Origin of the sequence: Pseudomonas sp. CFBP13508 (assembly GCF_005233515.1) — a bacterium.
GTDB classification, from domain to species: domain Bacteria; phylum Pseudomonadota; class Gammaproteobacteria; order Pseudomonadales; family Pseudomonadaceae; genus Aquipseudomonas; species Aquipseudomonas mercuritolerans.
Genome location: NZ_QFZZ01000002.1, coordinates 703,400 through 726,764, shown reverse-complemented (window position 1 = coordinate 726,764; position 23,365 = coordinate 703,400). Strand labels below are relative to the sequence as shown.

Annotated in this window: 23 protein-coding genes; 11 read left to right on the top strand and 12 right to left on the bottom strand. The window is 57.9% G+C overall.

Annotated features, from left to right (window positions below; genetic code table 11):
- Positions 1–3 precede the first annotated feature (3 nt).
- Positions 4–906 (bottom strand): chemotaxis protein, encoded by a 903-nt coding sequence (locus tag PspCFBP13508_RS07700; RefSeq protein ID WP_016773296.1) that lies wholly within the window; start codon positions 904–906, stop codon positions 4–6.
- A 357-nt stretch (positions 907–1,263) separates the two neighbouring features.
- On the bottom strand, positions 1,264–2,826 hold the full coding sequence (gene norR, locus PspCFBP13508_RS07695; RefSeq protein WP_137214120.1) for a nitric oxide reductase transcriptional regulator NorR: 1,563 nt from the start codon (positions 2,824–2,826) through the stop codon (positions 1,264–1,266).
- Between the two features lie 163 nt (positions 2,827–2,989).
- Here norR and hmpA point away from each other — a divergent pair, with 163 nt between their 5' ends.
- A complete protein-coding gene (gene hmpA, locus PspCFBP13508_RS07690; protein WP_137214119.1) occupies positions 2,990–4,171 on the top strand; it encodes an NO-inducible flavohemoprotein in 1,182 nt (393 codons plus the stop codon).
- A 223-nt stretch (positions 4,172–4,394) separates the two neighbouring features.
- On the top strand, positions 4,395–4,904 hold the full coding sequence (locus PspCFBP13508_RS07685; protein WP_137214118.1) for a disulfide bond formation protein B: 510 nt from the start codon (positions 4,395–4,397) through the stop codon (positions 4,902–4,904).
- A gap of 141 nt (positions 4,905–5,045) precedes the next feature.
- Here PspCFBP13508_RS07685 and PspCFBP13508_RS07680 read toward each other — a convergent pair whose 3' ends face one another.
- A complete protein-coding gene (locus tag PspCFBP13508_RS07680; RefSeq protein WP_137214117.1) occupies positions 5,046–5,381 on the bottom strand; it encodes a hypothetical protein in 336 nt (111 codons plus the stop codon).
- A 349-nt stretch (positions 5,382–5,730) separates the two neighbouring features.
- On the opposite strand from PspCFBP13508_RS07680, the gene cyoA reads away from it, so the two are divergent.
- The 5 genes from cyoA to cyoE are packed head-to-tail and all read left to right on the top strand — an operon-like array spanning position 5,731 to position 10,566.
- The gene (gene cyoA / locus PspCFBP13508_RS07670; RefSeq protein ID WP_024014231.1) at positions 5,731–6,672 is read left to right on the top strand and encodes a ubiquinol oxidase subunit II; all 942 of its coding nucleotides are present in this window, start codon (positions 5,731–5,733) and stop codon (positions 6,670–6,672) included.
- Between the two features lie 3 nt (positions 6,673–6,675).
- On the top strand, positions 6,676–8,706 hold the full coding sequence (cyoB, locus tag PspCFBP13508_RS07665) for a cytochrome o ubiquinol oxidase subunit I (RefSeq protein WP_039761405.1): 2,031 nt from the start codon (positions 6,676–6,678) through the stop codon (positions 8,704–8,706).
- Between the two features lie 3 nt (positions 8,707–8,709).
- Positions 8,710–9,333 carry a cytochrome o ubiquinol oxidase subunit III gene (gene cyoC / locus PspCFBP13508_RS07660; protein ID WP_016773303.1) on the top strand — a complete coding sequence of 208 codons (624 nt, stop codon included), beginning with the start codon at positions 8,710–8,712 and terminating at the stop codon, positions 9,331–9,333.
- The gene (cyoD, locus tag PspCFBP13508_RS07655) at positions 9,333–9,668 is read left to right on the top strand and encodes a cytochrome o ubiquinol oxidase subunit IV (protein ID WP_011335842.1); all 336 of its coding nucleotides are present in this window, start codon (positions 9,333–9,335) and stop codon (positions 9,666–9,668) included. The genes cyoC and cyoD overlap by 1 nt, the downstream gene beginning before the upstream one ends.
- 10 nt (positions 9,669–9,678) lie before the next feature.
- A complete protein-coding gene (gene cyoE, locus PspCFBP13508_RS07650; RefSeq protein WP_137214116.1) occupies positions 9,679–10,566 on the top strand; it encodes a heme o synthase in 888 nt (295 codons plus the stop codon).
- 143 nt (positions 10,567–10,709) lie between these two features.
- Here cyoE and PspCFBP13508_RS07645 read toward each other — a convergent pair whose 3' ends face one another.
- Positions 10,710–11,894, bottom strand: a complete 1,185-nt coding sequence (locus PspCFBP13508_RS07645) for an ATP-binding protein (protein ID WP_130911222.1) — start codon at positions 11,892–11,894, stop codon at positions 10,710–10,712.
- 339 nt (positions 11,895–12,233) lie between these two features.
- Between PspCFBP13508_RS07645 and PspCFBP13508_RS07640 the strand changes: the two genes are divergently transcribed.
- Complete coding sequence (locus PspCFBP13508_RS07640) at positions 12,234–12,725, top strand: RidA family protein (RefSeq protein WP_137214115.1); 492 nt, start codon at positions 12,234–12,236, stop codon at positions 12,723–12,725.
- Between the two features lie 270 nt (positions 12,726–12,995).
- On the opposite strand, the gene PspCFBP13508_RS07635 is transcribed toward PspCFBP13508_RS07640, so the two are convergent.
- Both PspCFBP13508_RS07635 and PspCFBP13508_RS07630 read right to left on the bottom strand, forming a co-directional pair.
- Entirely contained in the window at positions 12,996–13,697 is a 702-nt protein-coding gene (locus tag PspCFBP13508_RS07635; protein ID WP_137214114.1) for a hypothetical protein, read from the bottom strand.
- A 135-nt stretch (positions 13,698–13,832) separates the two neighbouring features.
- Entirely contained in the window at positions 13,833–14,759 is a 927-nt protein-coding gene (locus PspCFBP13508_RS07630; protein WP_137214113.1) for a LysR family transcriptional regulator, read from the bottom strand.
- A gap of 102 nt (positions 14,760–14,861) precedes the next feature.
- Here PspCFBP13508_RS07630 and PspCFBP13508_RS07625 point away from each other — a divergent pair, with 102 nt between their 5' ends.
- The gene (locus tag PspCFBP13508_RS07625; RefSeq protein ID WP_137214112.1) at positions 14,862–16,034 is read left to right on the top strand and encodes an aspartate aminotransferase family protein; all 1,173 of its coding nucleotides are present in this window, start codon (positions 14,862–14,864) and stop codon (positions 16,032–16,034) included.
- A 123-nt stretch (positions 16,035–16,157) separates the two neighbouring features.
- On the opposite strand, the gene PspCFBP13508_RS07620 is transcribed toward PspCFBP13508_RS07625, so the two are convergent.
- From PspCFBP13508_RS07620 to PspCFBP13508_RS07610, 3 genes are all read right to left on the bottom strand, one after another.
- Positions 16,158–18,077, bottom strand: a complete 1,920-nt coding sequence (locus tag PspCFBP13508_RS07620) for an alkaline phosphatase D family protein (RefSeq protein ID WP_137214111.1) — start codon at positions 18,075–18,077, stop codon at positions 16,158–16,160.
- 71 nt (positions 18,078–18,148) lie between these two features.
- A complete protein-coding gene (locus tag PspCFBP13508_RS07615; RefSeq protein ID WP_071173532.1) occupies positions 18,149–18,883 on the bottom strand; it encodes a hypothetical protein in 735 nt (244 codons plus the stop codon).
- Between the two features lie 100 nt (positions 18,884–18,983).
- Complete coding sequence (locus PspCFBP13508_RS07610) at positions 18,984–19,349, bottom strand: hypothetical protein (protein WP_137214110.1); 366 nt, start codon at positions 19,347–19,349, stop codon at positions 18,984–18,986.
- 115 nt (positions 19,350–19,464) lie between these two features.
- Between PspCFBP13508_RS07610 and PspCFBP13508_RS07605 the strand changes: the two genes are divergently transcribed.
- Complete coding sequence (locus PspCFBP13508_RS07605) at positions 19,465–20,214, top strand: hypothetical protein (RefSeq protein ID WP_137214109.1); 750 nt, start codon at positions 19,465–19,467, stop codon at positions 20,212–20,214.
- 35 nt (positions 20,215–20,249) lie between these two features.
- Here the strand turns inward: PspCFBP13508_RS07605 and PspCFBP13508_RS07600 are convergent, their stop codons facing one another.
- Both PspCFBP13508_RS07600 and PspCFBP13508_RS07595 read right to left on the bottom strand, forming a co-directional pair.
- Complete coding sequence (locus PspCFBP13508_RS07600) at positions 20,250–20,579, bottom strand: hypothetical protein (RefSeq protein ID WP_123444200.1); 330 nt, start codon at positions 20,577–20,579, stop codon at positions 20,250–20,252.
- A gap of 127 nt (positions 20,580–20,706) precedes the next feature.
- Positions 20,707–21,288, bottom strand: coding sequence for a hypothetical protein (locus tag PspCFBP13508_RS07595; RefSeq protein ID WP_137214108.1), 582 nt, complete (start codon positions 21,286–21,288; stop codon positions 20,707–20,709).
- A gap of 81 nt (positions 21,289–21,369) precedes the next feature.
- On the opposite strand from PspCFBP13508_RS07595, the gene PspCFBP13508_RS27605 reads away from it, so the two are divergent.
- Complete coding sequence (locus PspCFBP13508_RS27605; RefSeq protein ID WP_137214188.1) at positions 21,370–21,714, top strand: hypothetical protein; 345 nt, start codon at positions 21,370–21,372, stop codon at positions 21,712–21,714.
- Between the two features lie 248 nt (positions 21,715–21,962).
- Here the strand turns inward: PspCFBP13508_RS27605 and PspCFBP13508_RS07585 are convergent, their stop codons facing one another.
- Positions 21,963–22,685 carry a Cthe_2314 family HEPN domain-containing protein gene (locus PspCFBP13508_RS07585; protein WP_137214107.1) on the bottom strand — a complete coding sequence of 241 codons (723 nt, stop codon included), beginning with the start codon at positions 22,683–22,685 and terminating at the stop codon, positions 21,963–21,965.
- Between the last annotated feature and the right edge of the window lie 680 nt (positions 22,686–23,365).

Here is a 23,365-nt window from a genome sequence, read left to right as displayed (position 1 = left end):
GACTCAGTGCCCGTTGGCCGCGACGTGCTTGGCCGCTTCGATCAGGCGTTGGGTCAGCTCCGGCGAGGAGAACTTGGTCAGCACCGCATTGGCACCGGCCAGCCGCGCCTTTTCACTGTTCATCGCGCTGTCGAGGGAGGTGTGCAGCAAGACGTACAAGTGCGCAAAGTCCGGGGTCTCGCGCAGGGTGCGGGTGAAGGCGTAGCCGTCCATCTCGGACATCTCGATGTCGGAGACGATCAGGTTGATCTGCTGCGCGGTGCCTTGCAGGTCGAGCAGGCAGTCGATGGCCTCCTTGGCACTGCGCGCGGTGTGGCATTGCAGGCCGAGGTTGCGCAGGGTGTGCACCGATTGCTGCAGGGCCACCTGGCTGTCATCGACCACCAGAATGCGCGCGTTGCCGAGCACTTCGGCGTCTTCCATGGTCAGGTCGGTGGGCGCCATTTCGATCTGCGCCGGGGCGATGCTGTGGATGACTTTTTCGATATCCAGCACCTGCACCAGCGTACCGTCCACCGAGGTCACGCCGGTGATGTAGGCGCGCGAGCCGCCGGAGCCGAACGGTGGCGGCTTGATGTCGGTGGTCAGGCAATGGACGATCTTGCTCACCGCCTGCACATGCAGACCCTGCTTGGAACGGCTGACATCGGTGACGATCAGGCAGCCACCGTTGGGATCTTCCAGCGGCCGCTCGCCGATCGCGCGGCTGAGGTCGATCACCGACAGCGATGCACCGCGCAGGGAGGCGATGCCTTTGACGTGCGGGTGCGACTCCGGCAGCTTGGTCAGCGGCGGGCAGGGGATGATTTCACTGACTTTCAGCAGGTTGATCGCCATCAGCTTGCCGCTGCGCAAGGTAAACAGCAGAAGCGAAAGTGAATCTGCGCGGGCTTTGGTGGAGGACATAAGAACCTTCTGTGGATGGGCGAGAGTGGAAATCGCCAGAAACCTTTGATGCCGGGTTATCGGCTTGAATGGGGTGGGCTTTAGTTTGTCGTCACAGATCAAAAGCCCCTCACCCCAGCCCTCTCCCGGAGGTAGAGGGGGGCCGACCGAGGTGTCGCGCGTCATACATTGACCTGAAAAAACGAGTCGATTATGGATTCGAAGAGCTTGAATCGACTAGCGCACAGGAGCCTGTCAGGTTATGGATTCGGTAAATCACGTTCAGGTCGACAGAGTTCTCCAATATCCCCCAATCGGCTCCCTCTCCCTTTGGGAGAGGGCTGGGGTGAGGGGCATTTGGCTCTTGGCCGTCATCTATCAATCTTTCATCCCCAAACGCTTAGCCATCCGCCCCAGATTCGCCCGATCCACCCCCAACTCCCGCGCCGCACTCGCCCAGTTATCCTGATGACGCTCCAGCGCTGCGCTGATCAGGCGCCGCTGAAACTCATCGGTGGCACTGCGCAAATCACCACCGATCATCGGCATTGCATTGGCCAAGTCTGCATTAGAAGGCGCAACCACGTTATCCACAACCTCACGGGGCAGATCCAGATCCGCCGCGCTCAGACTCAAAATCTTCGGCCTGACCTTGCAATTGCCCAACGCCTTCAGCGCACTGCGCCCGATCAAATGCTCCAGCTCCCGGACATTCCCCGGCCAGGTGTAGGCCAGCAGCGCTTCCTGAGCATCACTGTTCAAGCGCAGGCTATTGAGGCCCATGCGCGAGCGGTTCTGCTCGAGAAAGAAACCACTGAGCAGCAACACGTCGCGCCCGCGATCACGCAGCGCCGGCACTCGCAGCGGATACACGCTCAAACGGTGATAGAAGTCGGCACGGTAGCGACCGCTGCGCACTTCTTCGGCCAGATCGCGATTGGTCGCGGCAATCAGACGCACGTCGACCTGGTGCTCCTTGTCCGAGCCCAGGCGCTGCAATTGACCGCTCTGCAATACGCGCAGCAACTTCGCCTGGACTGTCAGCGACAGCTCGCCGACTTCATCAAGAAACAGCGTGCCGCCATTGGCCAGTTCGAACTTGCCGCGCCGGTCGCTGGTGGCGCCGGTGAAGGCGCCGCGCACGTGGCCGAACAGTTCGCTTTCCACCAGCGTGTCGGGGAGGGCGGCGCAGTTGAGGCTGATCATCGGTTTGTCGGCGCGCGCGGAGGCGGCGTGGATCGCTTGGGCTACCAGCTCTTTGCCGACCCCGGTTTCGCCGGTGATCAGAACGGTCAGATCACTGCCGCCGACCAGATTGATTTCTTCCACCAGACGTTTATGCGCCTTGCTCTGGCCGATCATTTCGCGGTTCTGCTGACCGCTGGCCTGACGGTAAACCTCGGCGCGCTGATGCTCGTCTTCGGCGCGGGTGGCCAGACGTTCGATGCGTTCGGCCGCATTGACCGTGGCCGAGGCGAGGCTGGCGAAGGCTTGCAGGGCGTCGAGTTCGATCGGCTCGAAACGCTCCGGGTCCAGTGCGTCGAGGGTGATCAGGCCCCAGAGTTTTTCATCGACGAATAAAGGACAGCCGAGGCAGTCGTGAACTTCAAGATGATCGTCGAGGCCATCGACCAATCCGTCGTAAGGATCGGGCAAGTCGCTGTCGGCAGCGAAGCGCGTCGGCCCGGCGCCGGCCAGCAGTATTTCAAAACGCGGGTGCTCGCTGACCTTGAAGCGCCGGCCGAGAGTGTCGGTGCTTAGACCGTCCACCGCCAGCGGCACCAATGATTCGCCATCCAGACGCAACAACGCGGCGGCATCGCAGGGCAACAAGGCGCGCATGGCCTCGAGGAGGCGCCGGTAGCGCTCACCTTCGGGCAGTTCGCGGGACAGGTCGGCGACCAGAGGCAGCAGGGCGGTAAGCAGGGATTTGGCGATCATGATTATGTAGTCAAAGAGACAAGGTGTAGTCGTGATGACTATACGTTCATTTGTGTCGAAATGACTAGGTTGATCCCAAACTATTGAAAATAAAGGATTAATTAGTTGGCACGAAAGCTGATAACCCCAAGGCAATCTTTCAAGAAAGCGCAGGAGTCACTTTATGCTTAGCGTCCAGGATCGTGCCATCATCAAATCCACCGTGCCTCTGCTGGAAAGCGGCGGCGAGGCGTTGATCACGCATTTCTACCGCATGATGCTTTCCGAATACCCAGAGGTGCGGCCGTTGTTCAACCAGGCGCACCAGGCCAGTGGCGATCAGCCGCGTGCCTTGGCCAACGGCGTGCTGATGTACGCCCGGCACATCGATCAGCTCGACCAGTTGGGCGATCTGGTGGCGAAGATCATCAACAAGCACGTCGCCCTGCAGATTCTGCCAGAGCACTATCCGATCGTCGGCACCTGCCTGCTGCGCGCCATTTCCGAAGTGCTCGGCGAAGAGATCGCCACGCCTGAGGTGATGAGTGCCTGGGGAGCGGCATACGGGCAACTGGCCGACATTCTCATCGGCGCGGAGACCGCGATCTACGACCAGAAGGAACACGCCGTCGGCGGCTGGCGCGGTGCGCGGGGATTCATCGTCGCGGCGAAGGTGCAGGAGAGCGCGGAAATCACCTCGTTCTACTTCGAACCGGCAGACAAAGGGCCGATTCTTGCGGCCGAACCGGGTCAGTACATCGGCATGAAGCTGATCCTCGACGGCGAAGAAATCCGTCGCAACTATTCGCTGTCGTCACTGGCCAATAACGGTCAGTACCGCATCAGCGTCAAGCGTGAACCGAATGGCCGCGCGTCCAACTATCTGCATGATCAACTGCACGTCGGCTCGAGCATCCAACTGTTCCCGCCGTCGGGCGAATTCACCCTGGCGGCCAGCGACAAGCCGCTGGTGCTGATCAGCGGCGGCGTCGGCATCACCCCGACGCTGGCGATGCTGGAAGCTGCGCTGGCCACCGAACGCCCGGTGCACTTTATCCACTGCGCGCGCAACGGCAGCGTCCACGCGTTCCGCGACTGGGTCGATGGGCTGGCGGCGCGCCATCCGCAACTCAAGCGCTTCTATTGCTACGCCGAAGAGGATGGCGTCAGCCCGGCGGCGGACAAGGTCGGCCTGCTCAGCGAAGAACTGCTCGGCCAGTGGCTGCCGGCGCAGCGCGATGTCGATGCGTACTTCCTCGGGCCTAAAGGGTTCATGGGCGCGATCAAACGGCACCTGAAAGCGTTGGGCGTGCCGGAGAAGCAGAGCCGTTACGAGTTCTTCGGGCCGGCTGCTGCTCTGGAGTGATCCGAGACCGAGTTGTGTCGTTCGCGAGCAGGCTCGCGCCCACCGGATTTGCGTTCGACGCAGATCCATTGTGGGAGCGAGCCTGCTCGCGAATCTTCTGCGCGCCGCAAAAGCCATGTTGGTTAATCATTCCTTAACCGCTCTATCGTTTATTGCCCCGGTGTAGACTTGCGACAATTTCAGCCGCCGGCCGGCTGGACCATGGACTTACAAAGGAAAGGCAATGAGCGAGGAAACGATGCGGTTGGGGCGTGAGCGGCGCTATCTGGTGTTGCTGGGGATCATCTGCCTGGCGTTGATCGGCGGCGCACTTTACATGCAGGTCGTGCTCGGCGAAGCACCTTGCCCGCTGTGCATTCTGCAGCGCTATGCACTGTTGTTGATCGCCCTGTTCGCCTTCATCGGTGCGGGCATGCGCAGCCGTCGCAGCATCACCGTGTTCGAGACGCTGGTAGTGATCTGTGCGATTGCCGGGGCCGGTGTGGCCGGGCATCACGTCTATACGCAGTTCTATCCGGCGGTGAGCTGTGGCGTCGATGTGCTGCAGCCGATTGTCGATGATCTGCCGCTGGCAAAAATCTTCCCGCTGGGCTTCCAGGTCGACGGTTTCTGCTCGACGCCGTATCCACCGATCCTCGGTCTGTCGCTGGCGCAATGGGCGCTGGTGGCGTTCGTGCTGGTGGTGATTCTGGTGCCGCTGCTGACTTCGCGAAATCGAAAAACGCTGCGCTGAGTCAACTTCTGCGCGCACCTGCCGATAAACAAAACGCCCCGATTTTCGCTGATGAAAATCGGGGCGTTTTGCATTTCAGAGCGTTTGTGAAAACACCGTGACGAACGGCAATGAAGCGTGCGGCAAATGTGCGACATGTTGTCACACAGGGGCTGTCGCAGGGACTCGGGATACGGCGGATTGGCCGCCTGTTACATAAAAACATTGGCCAGTTTCAGCGTTTTCGGGCTTCAGCACGGGCGTACCAGAGCAGGCAGTTTTAACAGGCGCCGGCAGATGGGCGAAGCCCTTGGAACATCGGGCTTTGCGCCGCTCCAGCGTTTGTAGATCGGGTGCAGAGCTGTCTGATTTGAGGCGGTTACGTTGGCGGATTTTGCTGCTTTTATTGAGAAACGCTTTCGATAACTTGCGCAACTTTTGCAAAAATGGCGATGGATTGTTGCTCTGAGTGATAAAAATTATTTCGGGATAAGACATGGTGTATAGGGCGCTACCTATCTACAATCGCCCGCACTGAATTCCCGGCGCTGTTCAGCCCTTATCAAGGAACTGATCAGGAGGTCGGGTGTCGAGCAAGCCGCGAGGCTTTCGAGACACCCAGGTGTCGGTGCCTTTCCAACTTTCCGCACCAAATGGAATTGGTCTGTAACAAGGCCTTTGACCACGAATTCGAATAAGAACTGAACGCTGTCCCAAGGTTTTGTCGAGCGTGTACGCGCGACGGGCGGCCCTTATTCAATCCAAAGAAAATGCCAACCCTTGGCAGGGTGAAGTGTTGGCGATCAAAACCCAACTGCATTGCGCAAGCTGCTTTAGAGGTCGTGAGATGAGTAAAAACAGGTACCCCAGATTACTAGGCCTAGTGCCGCTGCTCGGCACGTTGTTGCTGGGAGGCTGCAACATGACCTTGCTCAATCCAACGGGCCAGGTCGGCCTGGAACAGCGCAACCTGATCATCACCGCCACGCTGCTGATGCTGTTGGTCGTCGTGCCGGTCATCGTCATGACCTTCCTGTTTGCCTGGAAGTACCGCGCTTCGAACAAGAACGCCGTCTACACGCCGAAGTGGTCGCACTCGACCAAGATCGAAGTGGCCGTATGGACCATCCCGGTGCTGATCATCATCGCCCTGGGCTACATCACTTACATCTCGACTCACGAGCTGGACCCGTATCGTCCGATCGAGTCTGACGTCAAGCCGGTGACCATCGAAGTCGTCGCGCTGGACTGGAAGTGGCTGTTCATCTACCCGGAACAAGGCATTGCCACGGTCAACAAGATCGTGTTCCCGGCGCACACGCCAATCAACTTCAAGATCACCTCCGATGCCGTGATGAACTCGTTCTTCATCCCGGGCCTGGGCGGCCAGATCTACGCGATGGCGGGCATGCAGACCAAGCTGCACCTGATCGCTGACCGCAACGCTGAGATGGACGGTATCTCCGCCAACTACAGCGGTGCCGGTTTCACCGGTATGAAATTCAAGGCTATCTCCACCACTCAGGAAGATTTCGACGCCTGGGTAAGTGAAGTCAAGAAGTCGCCTAAACAGCTTGATCAGGCTGAATACGCGGCCCTGGCCAAACCGAGCCAGAACAACCCAGTCGAACTCTACTCGTCGGTCACGCCGAACCAGTTCCAGATCATCGTCGACAAGTACGAAGGTATGAAGCCGGGCAAGCCGCTGAAGCACGAGAAGAAAGAGAAAGAAGTGGCGGCCACGGATATTGACGCGGGTTCGCATTCAGCTGCCGGGGCAGAGGAGTAAACGATGTTTGGTAAATTAAGTTGGGAAGCAGTCCCATTCCACGAGCCGATCGTGATGGTGACCATCGCCATGATCGCCCTCGGCGGTCTGGCGCTGTTCGCTGCGATCACTTACTTCAAGAAGTGGACGTACCTGTGGACCGAGTGGCTGACTTCGGTCGACCACAAGAAAATCGGCGTGATGTACATCATCGTCGCCATGGTCATGCTGTTGCGCGGCTTTGCCGATGCGATCATGATGCGTACCCAGTTGGCCATGGCCACCGAGGGTTCGCCTGGCTACCTGCCACCTGAACACTATGACCAGATCTTCACCGCTCACGGTGTGATCATGATCATCTTCATGGCGATGCCATTCTTCACCGGCCTGATGAACCTTGCAGTGCCGCTGCAGATCGGCGCGCGTGACGTTGCGTTCCCGTTCCTGAACTCCCTGAGCTTCTGGCTGCTGGTGTCCGGCGTTGTGCTGATCAACCTGTCGCTGGGTATCGGTGAATTCGCCAAGACCGGTTGGGTTGCGTATCCGCCGCTGTCGGGTCTGCAATACAGTCCTGGCGTGGGTATGGATTACTACATCTGGGCGCTACAGCTATCCGGATTGGGTACGACGTTAACCGGGGTCAACTTCCTCGCGACCGTACTGAAAATGCGTACCCCTGGCATGAAACTGATGGACATGCCGATCTTCACCTGGACCTGCACCTGGGCAAACGTTCTGATCGTGGCTTCATTCCCGATCCTGACCGCTACCCTGGCACTGCTGACCCTTGACCGTTACATGGATTTCCACATTTTCACCAATGAACTTGGTGGCAATCCGATGATGTACGTCAACCTGTTCTGGGCCTGGGGCCACCCTGAGGTTTACATCCTGATCCTGCCGGCCTTCGGCATCTTCTCGGAAGTGATCTCGGCCTTCACCGGCAAGAAACTGTTCGGCCACCACTCGATGATCTACGCCTCGGGCGCGATCTCGGTACTGGGCTTCATGGTCTGGCTGCACCACTTCTTCACCATGGGTTCGGGTGCAAGCGTCAACGCCTTCTTCGGTCTGGCGACGATGCTGATTTCCATCCCGACGGGTGTGAAGCTGTTCAACTGGCTGTTCACCATCTACCAGGGCCGTCTGCGCTTCACCAGCCAGGTAATGTGGACTCTGGGCTTCATGGTGACCTTCGCCATCGGCGGCATGACCGGCGTACTGCTGGCCATCCCGGGTGCTGACTTCGTGCTGCACAACAGCCTGTTCGTGATCGCGCACTTCCACAACGTGATCATCGGCGGTGCGGTATTCGGTTACATCGCTGGCTTCGCGTTCTACTTCCCGAAAGCGTTCGGCTTCAAGCTGCACGAAGGCTGGGGTAAAGCAGCGTTCTGGTTCTGGATCTCGGGCTTCTTCGTCGCGTTCATGCCGCTCTATGCACTGGGCTTCATGGGCATGACCCGTCGTCTGAACGCCACCACCAACCCTGAGTGGGTACCGTATCTGTACGTTGCCATGTTCGGTGCGGTGATGATTGCTGCCGGTATCGCCTGCCAGCTGATCCAGCTGTACGTCAGTGTGCGTGACCGCAACAAGCCAGAGAACGTTTGCGATCACGGTGACCCGTGGAATGCACACACCCTGGAATGGTCGACCTCGTCGCCACCACCGTTCTACAACTTCGCTGTGCTGCCTAAGGCTGACTGCATCGACCCGTTCACCGAAGCCAAGGAAAACGGTACTGCGTACCAGCGTCCGGCCAAGTACGAGCCGATCCACATGCCGAACAACACCGCCACTGGCGTGGTGATGGGCGCGCTGTTGACCGTCTTCGGTTTCGCGATGATCTGGCACATCTGGTGGCTGGCGATCGCGAGCCTGGTGGGCACCGTCGTTTACTTCGTGATCCACGCTGCACGTGACGACCAGGGCTATATGGTTCCGGTTGAAACGATCGAGCGTATCGAAGCCGAGCAGCACAAGCGTCTGGTCGCGGCAGGGAAAATCCCGGCCAATGCCACCCGTGTTGAAACCTCGTTGGAACAGGCTTAAACCATGTCGAACTTAGTGACCAATGTTGGACACGCCCATGGTGACCATGGGCACGATGACCATCACCACGACTCGGGCGAGATGACCGTATACGGTTTCTGGCTCTACCTGATGACCGACTGCATTCTGTTTGCGTCGATCTTCGCGGTGTACGCAGTACTGGTAAACAACGTTGCCGGTGGCCCGTCGGGCCACGACATCTTCGAACTGCCATACGTGCTGGGCGAAACCGCTCTGCTGTTGTTCAGTTCGATCACCTACGGCTTCGCCATGCTGGCGTTGTACAAAGGCAAGAAGCAGGCGGTCCTGGGCTGGTTGTTCATGACCTTCCTGCTCGGCGCGGGCTTCATCGCCATGGAGATCAACGAGTTCCACCTGCTGATCTCCGAGGGCTTCGGTCCTAGCCGTTCGGGCTTCCTGTCGGCGTTCTTCACCCTGGTCGGTACCCACGGTCTGCACGTTTCGGCCGGTCTGATCTGGATGGGCATCATGATGTATCAGGTCAACAAGCATGGCCTGACGTCGACCAACAAGACCCGTCTGAGCTGCCTGAGCCTGTTCTGGCACTTCCTGGACGTGGTCTGGATTTGCGTCTTCACCGTTGTTTACCTGATGGGGACTCTGTAATGGCTAATGCACACTCCCATGACAGCCACGATGCTGGCCACGGCAGCGTCAAGTCGTACGCCATCGGCTTCATCCTGTCGGTAATCCTGACCGTCATTCCGTTCGGTCTGGTGATGTACCCGACCCTGCCGAAGTCGACGACGCTGGCAATCGTTCTGCTGTTCGCAGTGATCCAGGTGATCGTTCACCTGTATTACTTCCTGCACCTGGACCGTTCCATTGCACAGCGTAACAACGTGATCGCATTCGTCTTTACGGCGATCGTGATCGTGCTGCTGGTTGGCCTGTCGCTGTGGATCATGTTCAGCATCCACACGTACATGATGGCGAAGTGAGGTAGACCCGATGTCGCTCAAGCACTTTATCCAAATCACCAAACCGGGGATCATTTTCGGTAACGTGCTTTCTGTGGCAGGCGGGTTCTTCCTGGCCTCGAAAGGGCATGTCGATCTGGCGGTGTTTCTGGCCGCCATGATCGGTACTTCCCTGGTCGTGGCCTCCGGTTGCGTGTTCAACAACTGCATCGACCGCGACATCGACCTGAAGATGGAACGCACCAAGAACCGTGTGCTGGTCCAGGGCCTCATCTCCCTGAAACTGGCCCTGGTTTACGCGACCATTCTGGGTGTTTTCGGCGTTGCCTTGTTGTACAAGGTGGCCAACCCGTTGGCTGCCTTGTTCGCAGTAATCGGCTTCATCATCTACGTCGGCTTCTACAGCCTGTACCTCAAGCGCAAGTCGGTTCACGGCACGCTGGTGGGCAGTCTGTCGGGCGCCATGCCGCCAGTGATCGGTTACGTTGCCGTGACCAACAGCTTCGACATGGCCGCACTGACCCTGCTGGTGATGTTCAGCCTGTGGCAGATGCCGCATTCCTACGCCATCGCGATTTTCCGTTTCAACGATTACCTGGCCGCATCGATTCCGGTGCTGCCAGTGAAACGCGGCATTCAAGTGGCCAAGAAGCACATCCTGCTCTACATCCTGGCGTTCCTCGTGGCGACCTTGATGCTGACCTTCAGCGGCTACGCCGGCATGAGCTACCTCGCCGTCGCCGCCGCCATGGGCATGTACTGGCTGTACATGGCCTGGACCGGCTACAAGGCAGTTGATGACACCGTCTGGGCACGCAAGCTGTTCGTGTTCTCGATCTTCACCATCACTGCGTTGAGCGTCATGATGTCCCTGGACTTCAAGGTACCGACAGAGCTGCTGCTGACGTACGCGCCGTAAGGTTCGCAAGCTTCAGGAAAAACCCCGCACGTTGAGAGATGTGCGGGGTTTTTTGTTGGCTGGCCTGGAGTGTGCCGATTTGCCTGCTCCTTGGCCCAACAGCTTGTGGTGGCGGCTTGAGGGGTGTGTGACTAATGCGACGTTTATGTAAGTGGTGAGGCAGTCACACGCCTCATAAATTCATCGAACAACGGAACGGTGAATGCTATCAGTGCGTACTCGGGACTGTAGATCATGCCCTTTTTGATCAGGCTATCGCGTACGGGGCCCAGGCTCGTAGCGTTTCGCCCCAGCGCTTTGGCTACGTCAGCAGAGCGTTGCGGTCCCTCTCCCAACTCGGCAAGGCAACGCATGTAGTCCCTTTCAGCCGGCGTGGTGCGATCAAAGCGGACCCTGAAAAACGACTCGTCAAGTTTACGGATGCTTTCCTCTGTCGCTGCCTGCGCATCGGCCTCGGTTATGGTCGGTGCTTTGGCAATGTTCCAAGCGGTATAGCCCCACTCCTGCAAAAAATAGGGATAGCCGTGGGTTTTTTCAAAAATCTCACGCAATGCGTCGTCAGAGATACTGGCGCCTTCTTCTTCAACAGGATCACGCAAGGCTTTCCAGGCATCTGTCTCTAAGAGAGCGCCCAGACGAGGAAATTCGAATAGTCGCTCCGCATAACTTTTCGCATCGCCTGCTTGGCCCGCAAGCTGTGGAAGACCCGCGCCAAAAAGAATCAGAGGGAGAGCTGCCTGGTTGACCGCGTGGATGCCGCGGATAAGCGCGCCAAGCTCATCTTTGGAAAGATACTGTAATTCATCAATCAAAATGGCGACTGGTTTCCCTGCGTCCCTCGCGGCCTCCGCTGTTGCTATCAGAACGTCACGGAGATCATCTTCCAGATTGCCACTGTCGGCATAGCCGGCTTCGGAGTCTCCGCCAAGCGTAACTTCGGCCCCGCCCGCCGCGATGGTGATATTGCCGATAAAGCTACGAAGTATGCGTATCCCTCTTTTGACCGTCTCGACCGTGTTCTGCACTCGATCCAAACGCAACAGCACGCGGCGTAACACCGGAATCAAGAGCTGTTTCAACTCCGCACCGTCATGGGCCTCCTGCATTTCGGCGAGATAACCCAATGCCAAAGCTCGATCTTTGATCTGATTCAGAAGTACCGTTTTTCCGACACCGCGTAGGCCCAATATCATCAAGGATTTTGCGTGCTTGCCGCGCTTTGTGCGAGCCAATGCAGTCTCTGCCGTTTCGAGTACTTCCGATCGGCCCGCTAATTCGGGTGGGGAAACACCTGCTCCGGGGTTGAAGGGGTTGGTATTCTTGTCCACAGCTAGATCTCATACGGAATTATTCATGGTTATAGCGGAAAGCACCTATAACCGCAAATAAGTAGCTAAGTGCTTAGCCACGGGTTGGATTGTCTGTCGCTTTTCCAGGACATTAGGTTTGCTATCGGATGGACACAATCGTAGCGATATGCCCCGCCGACTGGCATTAGTGTGGCGGGAGAGCCGAAGTGCTTTGAAACTGGCCTTTGTATTGGCTGGTTGCGCAGTTCAAGTAAAAGACCTAGATTTGGATCCAAATATGTCAACGGCATGCCAGTGAGTCTGATGCGGCCCTCATCTGGCTAAACAAATTGGCTTAACTCAAAAAGGCTGGGCGCAATGACCGAACGGATGACCTGCGATGAGCGCTTTATCGCCCTGGCCAAAGAACTCAACTACGACATCTATGGCGAGAACACCGCCGGTGGCAATTACGCGCCGCTGATCCGTCATCACGATGAGCTGTACATCAGCGGCATGGTGCCGCGGGTCAATGGCAAGGTCCTGTATCCCGGTCGCGTGGGGCTGGAATTGAACCTCAAGGATGCGCAAGCCGCCGCAAGCATCAGCGCCATGCGTTGCCTGGCGCTGATCGTCGATGCGGTCGGTTCGCTGGACAAGATTCGCGCGTTGTTGCGTGTCACGGTGTATGTGAAGTCGACTGCTGACTTTGTCGACCTGAGCGAAGTGGCCAACGGCGCTTCGGATGTCTTCAGCCATGTGCTGGGTGATGCCGGGCGGCATACGCGCACGACCATCGGCGTGTATCAGTTGCCGAAGAATGCGGCGATTGAAGTGGACATGATTGCGGCGTTGCATCCTTCGGCTTGAGGGGGGTAGCGGTTTGCCCTCACCCTAACCCTCTCCCGGAGGGAGAGGGGACTGACTGAGGGGCTCTCAAGATATACGCCGACCTGAAATACCGAGCCGAACTCAGGTTTGAAAATCACACAAGTCGGCTCCCTCTCCCTCGGGAGAGGGCTGGGCGGGCGGCGTTCCGATGAGGGGCGACGATTTTCGCCTCCTCACGAATCACAAGCCGGACAACAAAAAGCCCCGCCTGAATCTCAGTGCGGGGCTTTTTCGCAAGCGCTTTGCAGATTACTGCGCCGCGATGCTATACCCGTCAAACGCCGTCTGCTGCTGCAGGGCAGTGATGATGTTCTTGCGGTTCACCGCCTGTTCCGTGCCGGCGTTATCGACGAAGGTTTCGCTCTCCAGCTCGGCTTCATCGCCTTCACCCACGAAGGTGAAACCGAGGAATTCCAGTGCCTCACGATCAACATTCAGGCGCGAACGCGGCGTGCGCATTGGCAGGGTTACGCTGGCGCCGTCCTTGCTGATGGTGAAGATTTCCACTTCTTTCTTTTTGGCGGCCTTGCTCTTGCCGCCGCTCGGGTTGCTGATCGCCTGGTGGGTCTGATTCAGCACCTTCAGCGCCAGACCATAAACGATTTCCTGAAACGCCGGATCGTCCTTGAAGCTGGACAGAATGCGCCCGATCGAGAACCTGCTGCTCAGGTCTTCCAGCGCGGCGATGTCCGCTGCCTCGGCGTCTTTCAGGCGCTTGAGTTCGCCCATCAGCTCGTACGCCTTGTCGTCATCAAAGCTGTCATGCGCCTGACGGATCGCCGCACGCAATTCACGGATCTGGTCGCTTTCGCGGGTCGACTGGAACGCGTCCAGGACCATCTCGCTGATGATTTTGGCTTGTGGCAGGTGTTGTGAAAGATTGATGGAGTTTTCGTATTCCGCTTTGGACGACTGGGTGACTACGGATTCAGCGGTGTTGAAATCGGACATTGAAATTTCACTACTTTTTTAACTTGAGTTGAGGCGAGAAAGCACGAGGTCTTTTTCAGGCCGACTAATTTAGGGGAGCGGGGCGGCGTTGTCACGGAGCAACGGTATGGTGGTCGGGATTTTTCCCGGCGTGCGTTATTTTCCGAGCATGGCGTCAGCGGGTTTCCCCCACGTACGCATCGCAAACTCGACAAACCTTCTCAGCTTCGGCAGTCGATAGCGATCCTGCGCATACAACAGATGCATCGGCCTGCTCGGCGGTTGGTAGTCCGTCATTACCCTGACCAGTTTGCCGTCGCGCAGATCCTGCTCCACCAGCGCATCGGGCAGCATCATGATGCCCATGCCGTTGCGCGCCGCTTGATGCAGTCCGGCGGAGCTGTTGATCAGCATCGGCCCGCTGACGTCAACGAGGACTTCACCTTCCGGGCCGCTGAGACGCCAGCGTTTTTCCACCGATTGCCAGTCATCCCCAGCCGGGTAGGCGAAGGACAGACATTCGTGTTGCTGCAAATCCTGTGGCGTGTGCGGCATGCCGCGCCGCGCGATGTATTCGGGGGAAGCGCAGACCGTCAGGGTGTAGTCGATCAAAGGCCGGGCGATCAGGTTGGATTGGTCGAAATTGCCCAGGCGGAACGCGACATCGAGGCCGTTCTCCAGCAGATCCGGACGGCTGTTGGTCAGCACCACGTCGAGCTTCACTTGCGGATAGAGCAAGGAGTATTCGCTGAGGGCCGGGGTCAGTCGTTCGACGCCGAAGGTCAGCGGCGCGGTGATACGCAGCAAACCGCGCGGCTCGTCCGAAGCTTGTTCGGCCAGGCGTTCGGAGTCGGCCACCAGGCCGAGCACTTCCAGGCAGCGCTGATAATAGACGCTGCCGAATTCGGTCAGGCGCTGGCGGCGCGTGGTGCGTTGCAGCAGTTGCACGCCGAGCCGTTGCTCCAGCGCGCGCAGATGATTGCCCACCATCGTCGTCGACATTTCGCACTTAGCGGCGGCGGCCGTCATGCTCCCGGTTTCGACCACTTTGACGTACACGCCCATCGACTGGAACAAATCCATTATCAAGCTCAGCTTTTAAATGATTGAAGTTTTTCCGAGTTTATCCAGCTCAGGTGGCTAACCATACTGCAAAAACACCGACCTGCAATGGAGTTTCACGTCATGACCGCCGCCCTGATGAATACCTACCAACCACTGGCCCTGAGTTTCACCAAGGGCCTGGGCACGCGCCTGTGGGATCAGGCGGGGCGCGAATATCTGGACGCTGTTGCCGGCGTGGCAGTGACCAATGTCGGCCACTCGCATCCGCGCATTGTCTCGGCGATCAGCGAGCAGGCGGGATTGCTGCTGCACACCTCCAACCTGTACAGCATCGATTGGCAACAACAACTGGCCAAGCGGCTGACTGTGTTGTCGGGGATGGAGCGCGCGTTTTTCAACAACTCCGGCGCCGAAGCGAACGAGACGGCACTGAAACTGGCGCGCCTGTACGGCTGGCGCAAAGGCATCGAGCAGCCGCTGGTGGTGGTCATGGCCAACGCGTTTCATGGCCGCACCCTCGGCACGCTGTCTGCCAGCGATGGCCCGGCGGTGCGCCTGGGCTTCAACGAACTGCCGGGGGACTTCGTCAAAGTGCCGTTCGGCGATCTCGCCGCGCTGGAGCAAATACAGCGCAAACACGGCGCGCGCATCGTGGCGATTCTGGTCGAGCCGATTCAGGGCGAAGGTGGCGTACAAGTCGCACCGCCAGGTTATCTCAAAGCCCTGCGCGACCTGTGCAATCGCCACTCGTGGCTGCTGATGCTCGATGAAATCCAGACCGGTATCGGCCGCACCGGGCAGTGGTTCGCCTTCCAGCACGAAGGCATCGTTCCCGACGTCATGACCCTGGCCAAAGGCCTTGGCAATGGCGTGCCGATCGGCGCCTGCCTGGCCCGTGGCCGCGCGGCGGACCTGTTCACCCCGGGCAGCCACGGCAGCACTTTCGGCGGCAATCCGCTGGCCTGTCGGGTTGGCTGCACGGTGCTGGACATCATCGAAGAGCAAGGCCTGCTGGAGAATGCGCGGGTGCAGGGCGCACGGCTGCTGGAACGCTTGCGCGCCGAATTGGCAGACAACCCGAACGTGCTGGCAATCCGGGGGCAGGGCCTCATGATCGGTATCGAACTGAAACAACCGGTGCGCGATCTGACGCTGATCGCCGCGCGGGATCACGGCTTGTTGATCAACGTGACTCGTGGCAAGACCATCAGGTTGCTGCCGCCGCTGACGATTGATGAGCGCGAGGTGGGGATGATCGTCAGAGGGGTTGGGCGGGCTCTAGCCGCACATTGATTGGTCTGCGCAAAACCCTGTGGGAGCGAGCCTGCTCGCGAAAGCGGTCGACTATTCACAGTAGATGTCGACTGAAATTGCGCCTTCGCGAGCAGGCTCGCTCCCACAGATCAGCGCATGGCTTTAGTCCGGCGCATTTGCAAACTCCGGCGCCAGCATCCTCGTCTTCTCCGCCCCATTCGAGTTGTGCTGAACAATCTCGCTCGGCTGCCCCTGTTCATTGAAAAACACCTGTCCGATCCCCGCCGAATTCCACAGCCGCTCCCCGGCCTCGGCATGTTCCGGCGTATACGGGACGATGCGCATCAAGCGGCGTTTGGTGAACCAGTTCAACGGCGAGCGCGGGGAGTAGAGCCAGCGGTTGAGGCGGTCGAACCATTCCAGCAGCGTTGGCGGGAATTCGTTCTTGATGCCGCTGCTGGTGATCTGCCAGATCCGTGGGCCGGCCTTGCGGTGGCGGATCAGCACTTCGTAGACGAAGGAATAATGCACATCGCCGGACAGCACCACGTAGTTCCCCGGTGTGCGCGAGTGTCGGAAAATGTTCAGGATCACCTGGGCCGCGCCGCGATGGGCCATCCAGTTTTCCGCGTCGACCAGCAGCGGATAACCGCACCAGCTGAACACTTTCTGCACGGTTTCAATCAGCTTCACGCCGAAGATCGGCGCCGGCGACACGATGATTGCCGAAGGGTGATCGAGCAGTTCCTGCTGCAGTTCGCTCAAGGCTTCCCAGTCGAGCAGGCCCGACGGCTGCTTGAGTGCCATCTCGCTGCGCCAGCGCCGCGTACGCGTGTCGATCACCACCAGCGCCGGACTGCTCGGCAGCACGAAATGCCACTGCTGAAAGCGCAGCAACTGATCAATCAGATCGTCCTGCACTGGCATGTCCAGATAGCCGTCGTCGCCACTGGCGCTCAGTTGTGCGGTCTGCTCCAGCATTCCTTTGAAAGCGTCCGGGTTGTTGCCCCAGCCCTGACACAACAGATAAGCAATCAGCGCATTGCCGATGATGCGCTTGGAGAACGGATGGCCGTAGGCGGTTTCCTCCCACTGCGCAGAAAGATTCCAGTCGTCGGTGATGTCGTGATCATCGAAAATCATCAGGCTCGGCAGATGCGCCAGCGCCCGCGCGACGTTGCCCAGGCCCGCCTTGAAGGCATCGATGCGCGTCTGCTCGAGGTGGTAGCGCTTGCGGCGTTCCGGCGTCAGCGTCGGCGCGCTCGGATTGATCAGCGACCACGGCGTCGGCGACCACACCAGCATGTACATGGCCATGACTTCGGCGAACGTCACCAGGTGATTGTCGGCACTGCTGCTGGTGAAAATCGGCTTACGCGCGCCACCGAAAAATCGCTCGCGCAAGGTCTCGTTGCTCTCCAGCGCCGGTAACAAATCCGCGCGGTGGTAGTAGCTGGCCGGGTGCTCATAGAGCTTGGCGCTGTCGCTGACCACGGCACCGTCAAGGTGCTCATCGAACAGACCCAGACGCTCGATCAAGGCATGAATCGCCCGCAGCATCGGCCCGGCGACGTCGTCGGCATAGACCTGATCACCACTCATCATCAGCAACGCCGGACGTCGTTGCGCATCGGCTTCGTCGGCCAGCAATTGATCGACGCAGAGCAAACCATCGGTTGCCGGATGATGCGGCTTGCGGCAGGAGCCGTGGAGCAATTGGTCGATCCGCGAACGCACGACGAGGTTCGCGCAGGTAGCGCCGGGGTAAAGCAGATGAGGCGCCCACTCAGCCATACCGATGGCGTCATCGATCAGCAGGTCGTAATCGATAAACGTGTCGCAGGGCAGGGCGCATTCAAGTTGGACGTCGATCAGATGCACGAACGCATGACGGCCTACGGCAATGACCGTGCATTTCGCTGAGTCGAGCGGGATATCTCCTACACCTTGCAGGCGCAAGGTCAGCGTCAGTTCACGCGAGCCCACCAGCCACAGCACCACGCGCGTCGGCTCCAGCCGCCGCAGCAGCGGGCCGGCCAGTACAGGAGGCAGCGAGGTAAGGTCATCAGGTGTTGAAAACATCGAGGGCAAAGCTCAAGGCGCACAGGCCGGCGATAATAGCGCAGCCGGCGCCTTGATCCCTTAAATCAGCCTTAAGAGTCGGCTTTTTGCAGTTTCAGCGCCAGCAAACGCCACTCCCCAGCCGTCGCATCAACCCGTGGCAATTCCTGCACGGAGCAATCGAAACGGTAGGTGACATCGTCGCCATTCATGTTGCGCGCAGTGACGCTGTTGCTGAAGCTGTAGACCTGATCCTTGTAGCGATGACTGACCAGCGCTTTGCTGTCAGCAAAACGCGCCGAAGCGGGATAACGCAGGGTGCTGGTGACAAACGGGCTGCACATGACATACGCGATCATCGACTTGTCGGCCTGTGCGTCGCCGCGCAACTTCTTGTTCAGTGCGGCCAGGGCCATGCGACCCTCGTAGTCGCTCTGATTCAGCACCGTCTGTACCGCCATTGATTTCGGCGCTCGGCTGACGTTATTCGGCAACAGTGCGGAGTCCGGGGGAGAAGGCTTGTCGTCCGCCTCAATGGCGGCAAAAACCGGCGCATCTTTCAGCTCGGTGGCGGGCGTGACAGCCTCGGCTTCAGGCAACACAGAGGTCGATTCGACGACTGGCGTGTTTTGCGCCTGCGCCTCGTGATCGAACGACGAAGGAAACAGCGAGAACGTGATCGACAACATCACCAGCCCGACAATGAACCCACCCGCCGCGCCAACGATATTGCCGTAGAAAATATTCCAGCTACCGCGGTTCTTCACCACCCAGCGCCACATGAAACCCCAGACAGCGACGAACGCCAGAAAACGCAGAAACTCCATTTGATCCTTTCCTTACCTTTCAACAATCCAAACGCGGCGCGAGACGATCAGCGAGCCCCGACGATGCGCGGCAAGATAGCAAAATAGACGCGCCGTCCGGCTACGGCTGCGGAAAATAATTCGCCGCCAGAAAAATCAACGTGACCATCCCGGCGGCAAAGCCACAGACCCCCGCGAGCAGTTGACGGGCAACCGGATGCGCCGGCTGACGACGCTTGGCGATCCACAGCCAAACACCCGCCAGAACGCCCGCGCTGGTCATGAACACCACCAGGCTGTTATGCAGTCCGGGCGCTGCCATGGTGGTGCCGAACAGCGCGTCATAAAGCAGTGTGAAGACAATGCCGACCACCACAGCGCTACCCGCTCCGGCAAGGTTCGCCAACAACAGATTCCATTGCCCGCGCTGTCGCACCACCCAGAACCACATTGCAGCCATGACTACCAAACACAACACAGCATCCATCGGATTTCTTTCCTGGCTACGAGACAGAGGCGACAACTTGTTCGCCTGTTGAGAGTGGACGGCACGATAGCAAAATAGTAGCGTCGCGCCATGCCTTCTCTGTAATGGACTACCCATGTTTTCCACAACCCGTTTGCCGCAACTGCTCGGCGTCCTCACCCTTGTCGCCGTCATCACCCCGACCTTCAGCTTCGCGCAAGAACACCCGCAAGCCAGCTGGGATTACTACCTCGCCAATTGCCAGCGGATGCAGGAGACAATCGCCGACGTCCAGAGCGGTCGCGTCTCCGCTGCCTATGCACTAACGTCCGGCCTGCAAGACAGCCTCGCCTCCATGAACGAGCGCCGCCTCAACCTGCTACCGCAACACCTCGACTCCAGCGAGTACGCCCACTGCGAAAACGTCGCGGCCCACGCCGAGGCAACCCTGGCCCAAGGCAAAGCCGAGTTCGCCGCGCAAATGCAACGGGGTGTGGAGGAGGGCCGTATTGCGCACCAGAACTCCCCCGCCTACCAACGCGCCCGTTCCCTCGGCTACAGCGACGTCGGCGACATCTCCTTCCTGAAACTGCACGAAGACACCGACGGCGAAGCCCGCCTGAAAACCATGCTCATCACCGTCGACGAAATCTGCGGCCAATACTTCCGCGCCACGCAATACGTGAAGCCGTATGTGATCTATACCGTGCGACCATCGGATGGCGGCTGCGGCGAAGTGAAGCGTGTTGCGATAGTTGGCGGCGGGCAGCCAGAGAAGGGCGACTACATCGATCCCAATGGTGAGTTTCAATACATGGGCTGGAAAATACTGGCTGGCGCTGACGGCTTTCCAATGGATATTCGAGTACTGAAAGCTCGTCGCTGATCGGACGAGATAACGGCATGGCTCTAGCGCGGCACTCAAAGAATGTCGCGCAGATACCCCTTCAGCGCGAGCAGCGGCTGACCCAGCTGCTCCACCGACCGCGCCTGAGCCAACTCCGCCGACAACTTGCGCAACTCCCGCCCCAACGGCTTCTCGACCCCGCCCAAAGCATCCAGCGCCAGGTTCAGGCATTCGTTCATCTTGAACTGAATGGCCTCGACATCGCCGCGCTTCACCAGTAAGTCGAAAACGTCTTTCTGATAATCGCCCATGACCATGTCATCGCGCAGGATGGGGCTCAGGCCCTCTTCTTCGTAGGCAAGTTTGAGGGAGAAGAGGGCGACGGTTTCCAGTGAGGTTTCCATGGCAAATCCTTGGAGGCGTTCGGGGATCGCGGTATTCGGAGCGCGGCGCATTTTAAACTAACCGATGAAATAAAAGCTCATCCCTTACGGAGCCGTTTGATGGGAGCCTACCCGGTACAGAAATACCTCAGATCCTTCCCTTGGCTAACTCACAAAAGTGCCCGAACAGCCTGAACCCCACATAGTCCTGACGATGCTTGTAAAGGTGCCGGTAGTAACAATCCCAGTAACTGATCATCCGATCCTGCTGAGTACGAAAATACGCTGGGTTATCCCTGATGAAGTTGCCGTATAGCACCGGATCGAGCATCACGAGATGATCTTCACAGGTATCGAGTATCTCCACGACATATTCACCGGCCAGTTGAATCACGAATGGGACTACCCATGGCTGAGACACAGTGATGATTTGCTTCAACTGACGTTGCCGGACGTGCCCATCATGATGTCTAGTCATGATGCAGGAGTACATGACGCTTTGCAGCTCGGTAAGCTGGTAGCGGCTTTGCTCACGCCCCTCGTGGTGTATTCGATAGGGAATCGCCACGTTCTCGCCACCTACCATGACCTGAATGGCAATGTGTTTTCCTTGAACCACATTGCGCAATATCGGGTTTAGCCCTTCTGCCGCAGACGCTAGACTCGATGGGAAGATGGAGGTGATGGAACCCTCGGTAAAACTGACACTCGAGGCTCGGCTGGATGGCATGTGCAGTCTCGGCAATGGCTGATGAGTCCGTCTTTGTATTCGTTATGAATAGCTGAAGGAATTACGCATTTGACATGTCGTCTGGCTGAACCACAACTGACTGAAGTCAGAGCCGCGCTCTCAGAGCCATTCAATGATTTTCCCGTCGAATATGAATTTGTAGCGAGCAAGCTCAGAGGTTTCGACCCGGAAATGTTGTACGAAATCCTGTATTCAGAGGTCGCACCGGTGTGTTTCACAAATCTCGTGGCCGCAGTGCCACCGGTATGGACGGGGTTCGATCCCGACCTACTGAGACAGTCGATAGAGCAGAGGCTATCAGCTAGAGAAAGGAATTGGTGCCGGAGGCAATTCGACAAAATTCTGGTTCGCTGGCTGAAATACAACTACGCCTATATCTGGAAGGAGATTGCTTTCCGACTTTGATAGCTGCACCTGCATCTAAAAAAGCTGTTGATGAACAGGTCAGCATGTAAACCACTTCCCTCAAGAAGAAAAAAGGCCCTGCTTTCGCAAGACCTTTTTCTCTGTGTTGGTGCCCGAGGGAGACTCGAGCGTTCCATATAAACCGTGTCTTGTAGCGAGATTCTACATGCTGGGATACACATGGGGATACACGCTGCTCAATTCTAGAAGAGCATTGGTATAGAAATTAACGGTAAGCGCCGCCTGTATCAATTCGTTTGTGATGCGTTGAATTTATGCGCTATGGAAAAGGCCGGGCCTAACTCGTCTAGTAACGCGGTTAGGGTTGCCATCAGCTGTCGAATCGTTCGCTCGATTTCGGCAGCTCCTGCCGACGAGTACTCACGTTTAAGCTCGTTCACGTCTACCGAACCGGTATCCACGTTGAACTGCTCTATCCCCACGAATATCCCCAGCTCACGACTAGAGTAAGCACTTGAGTGGATCAGCTCATTTCTAGGTCCACGGTAGCTATTCACGGCGTTCGCTACCGCGCCCAAAGCACTAAACAATTTAGGATGCTTTGTTTTTGTGGCTTTCTGAACAAAGCTATTTCCTCCCATCGCCTCATATTTCTCTGAGGGCAGGAGCAGAGAAGCCCCCACCAGTCGATGTGCCCGATCCACCAGGCCTATTACACGAAGCACGAAGTTTTCGTAGTGGTAACGATAGATAGCTGGGCTCGGACTTGGCTCGGAACCAAGCTCAGTTACAAATCTGCACGCTAAGCGCAAGGAGACCAACGCGGTATCAAGCTCATCGACCCGTGAAAAGACTCCGGTGGCGTAGGTCTCAATGGCTGAAACCTGAAAGCGATCTTTGCCTTCAAGATGATTGCTTAGACCTTTTTCGCAGTAGCTGTGCATGTGGGGGAAAAGAACAACCAAGCTAGGATGATCAACCAAGTTTTTGTCTGTTGATGTATCTCTCAAGTCGCACCTTCCTTATTCCGTCTAGCTTCATTGCTGGGGCGATCATAGCGTGGTCTGCAGTACTGTTTGATCACTTAATGATGAGGTCCCCCCGCAGCTTAGCTCCATAGGTCAGATCCTTGATGAGTTACCGTTTTCTGAGCGGAAAAGCGCCGGGGCCCCTGGCGCTTTTCGTCCCACACGGGGTCGGAAACCCGCGGGGCTTCGTTAGTGGGAGGACTCAGGGGTTACTGAATTTCAATCATTGAAATTGAAAGAAACACATCGAAAAACAGCCACCATTACCGTTTCGGTAATGGTCACCTCAGATAGGCCATTTCATAGGGCAATTGCACAGGTGAACCGGCAGTTCACCCGGTTCACCTGTTCACTAAGCTGGGAATTCTCCCGCTAACAAGGTCCTGCGGGTTTCCGACCCCGTATGTTTTCTACACTAACAGGGGTCCCAGCAGGCAAGGAGCGCACGGCCTAAGTCTAAATCGACGCCTATACTCGCCGGATGACCATTGCTCACCGGGGAGTGGGGTTATAGGAGGTTACAGGTGTTACGAAAGTTACAGGTTCTTTAAGTTATTGATTTATATAGGTTTTCTGCTGGTAACATTCTTTTTCGTAGCCTTGGGGTACGAGGTTACATCTACGAGCGGTGTAACAGAAGCATGGTGCCTCAAGGCTGGATC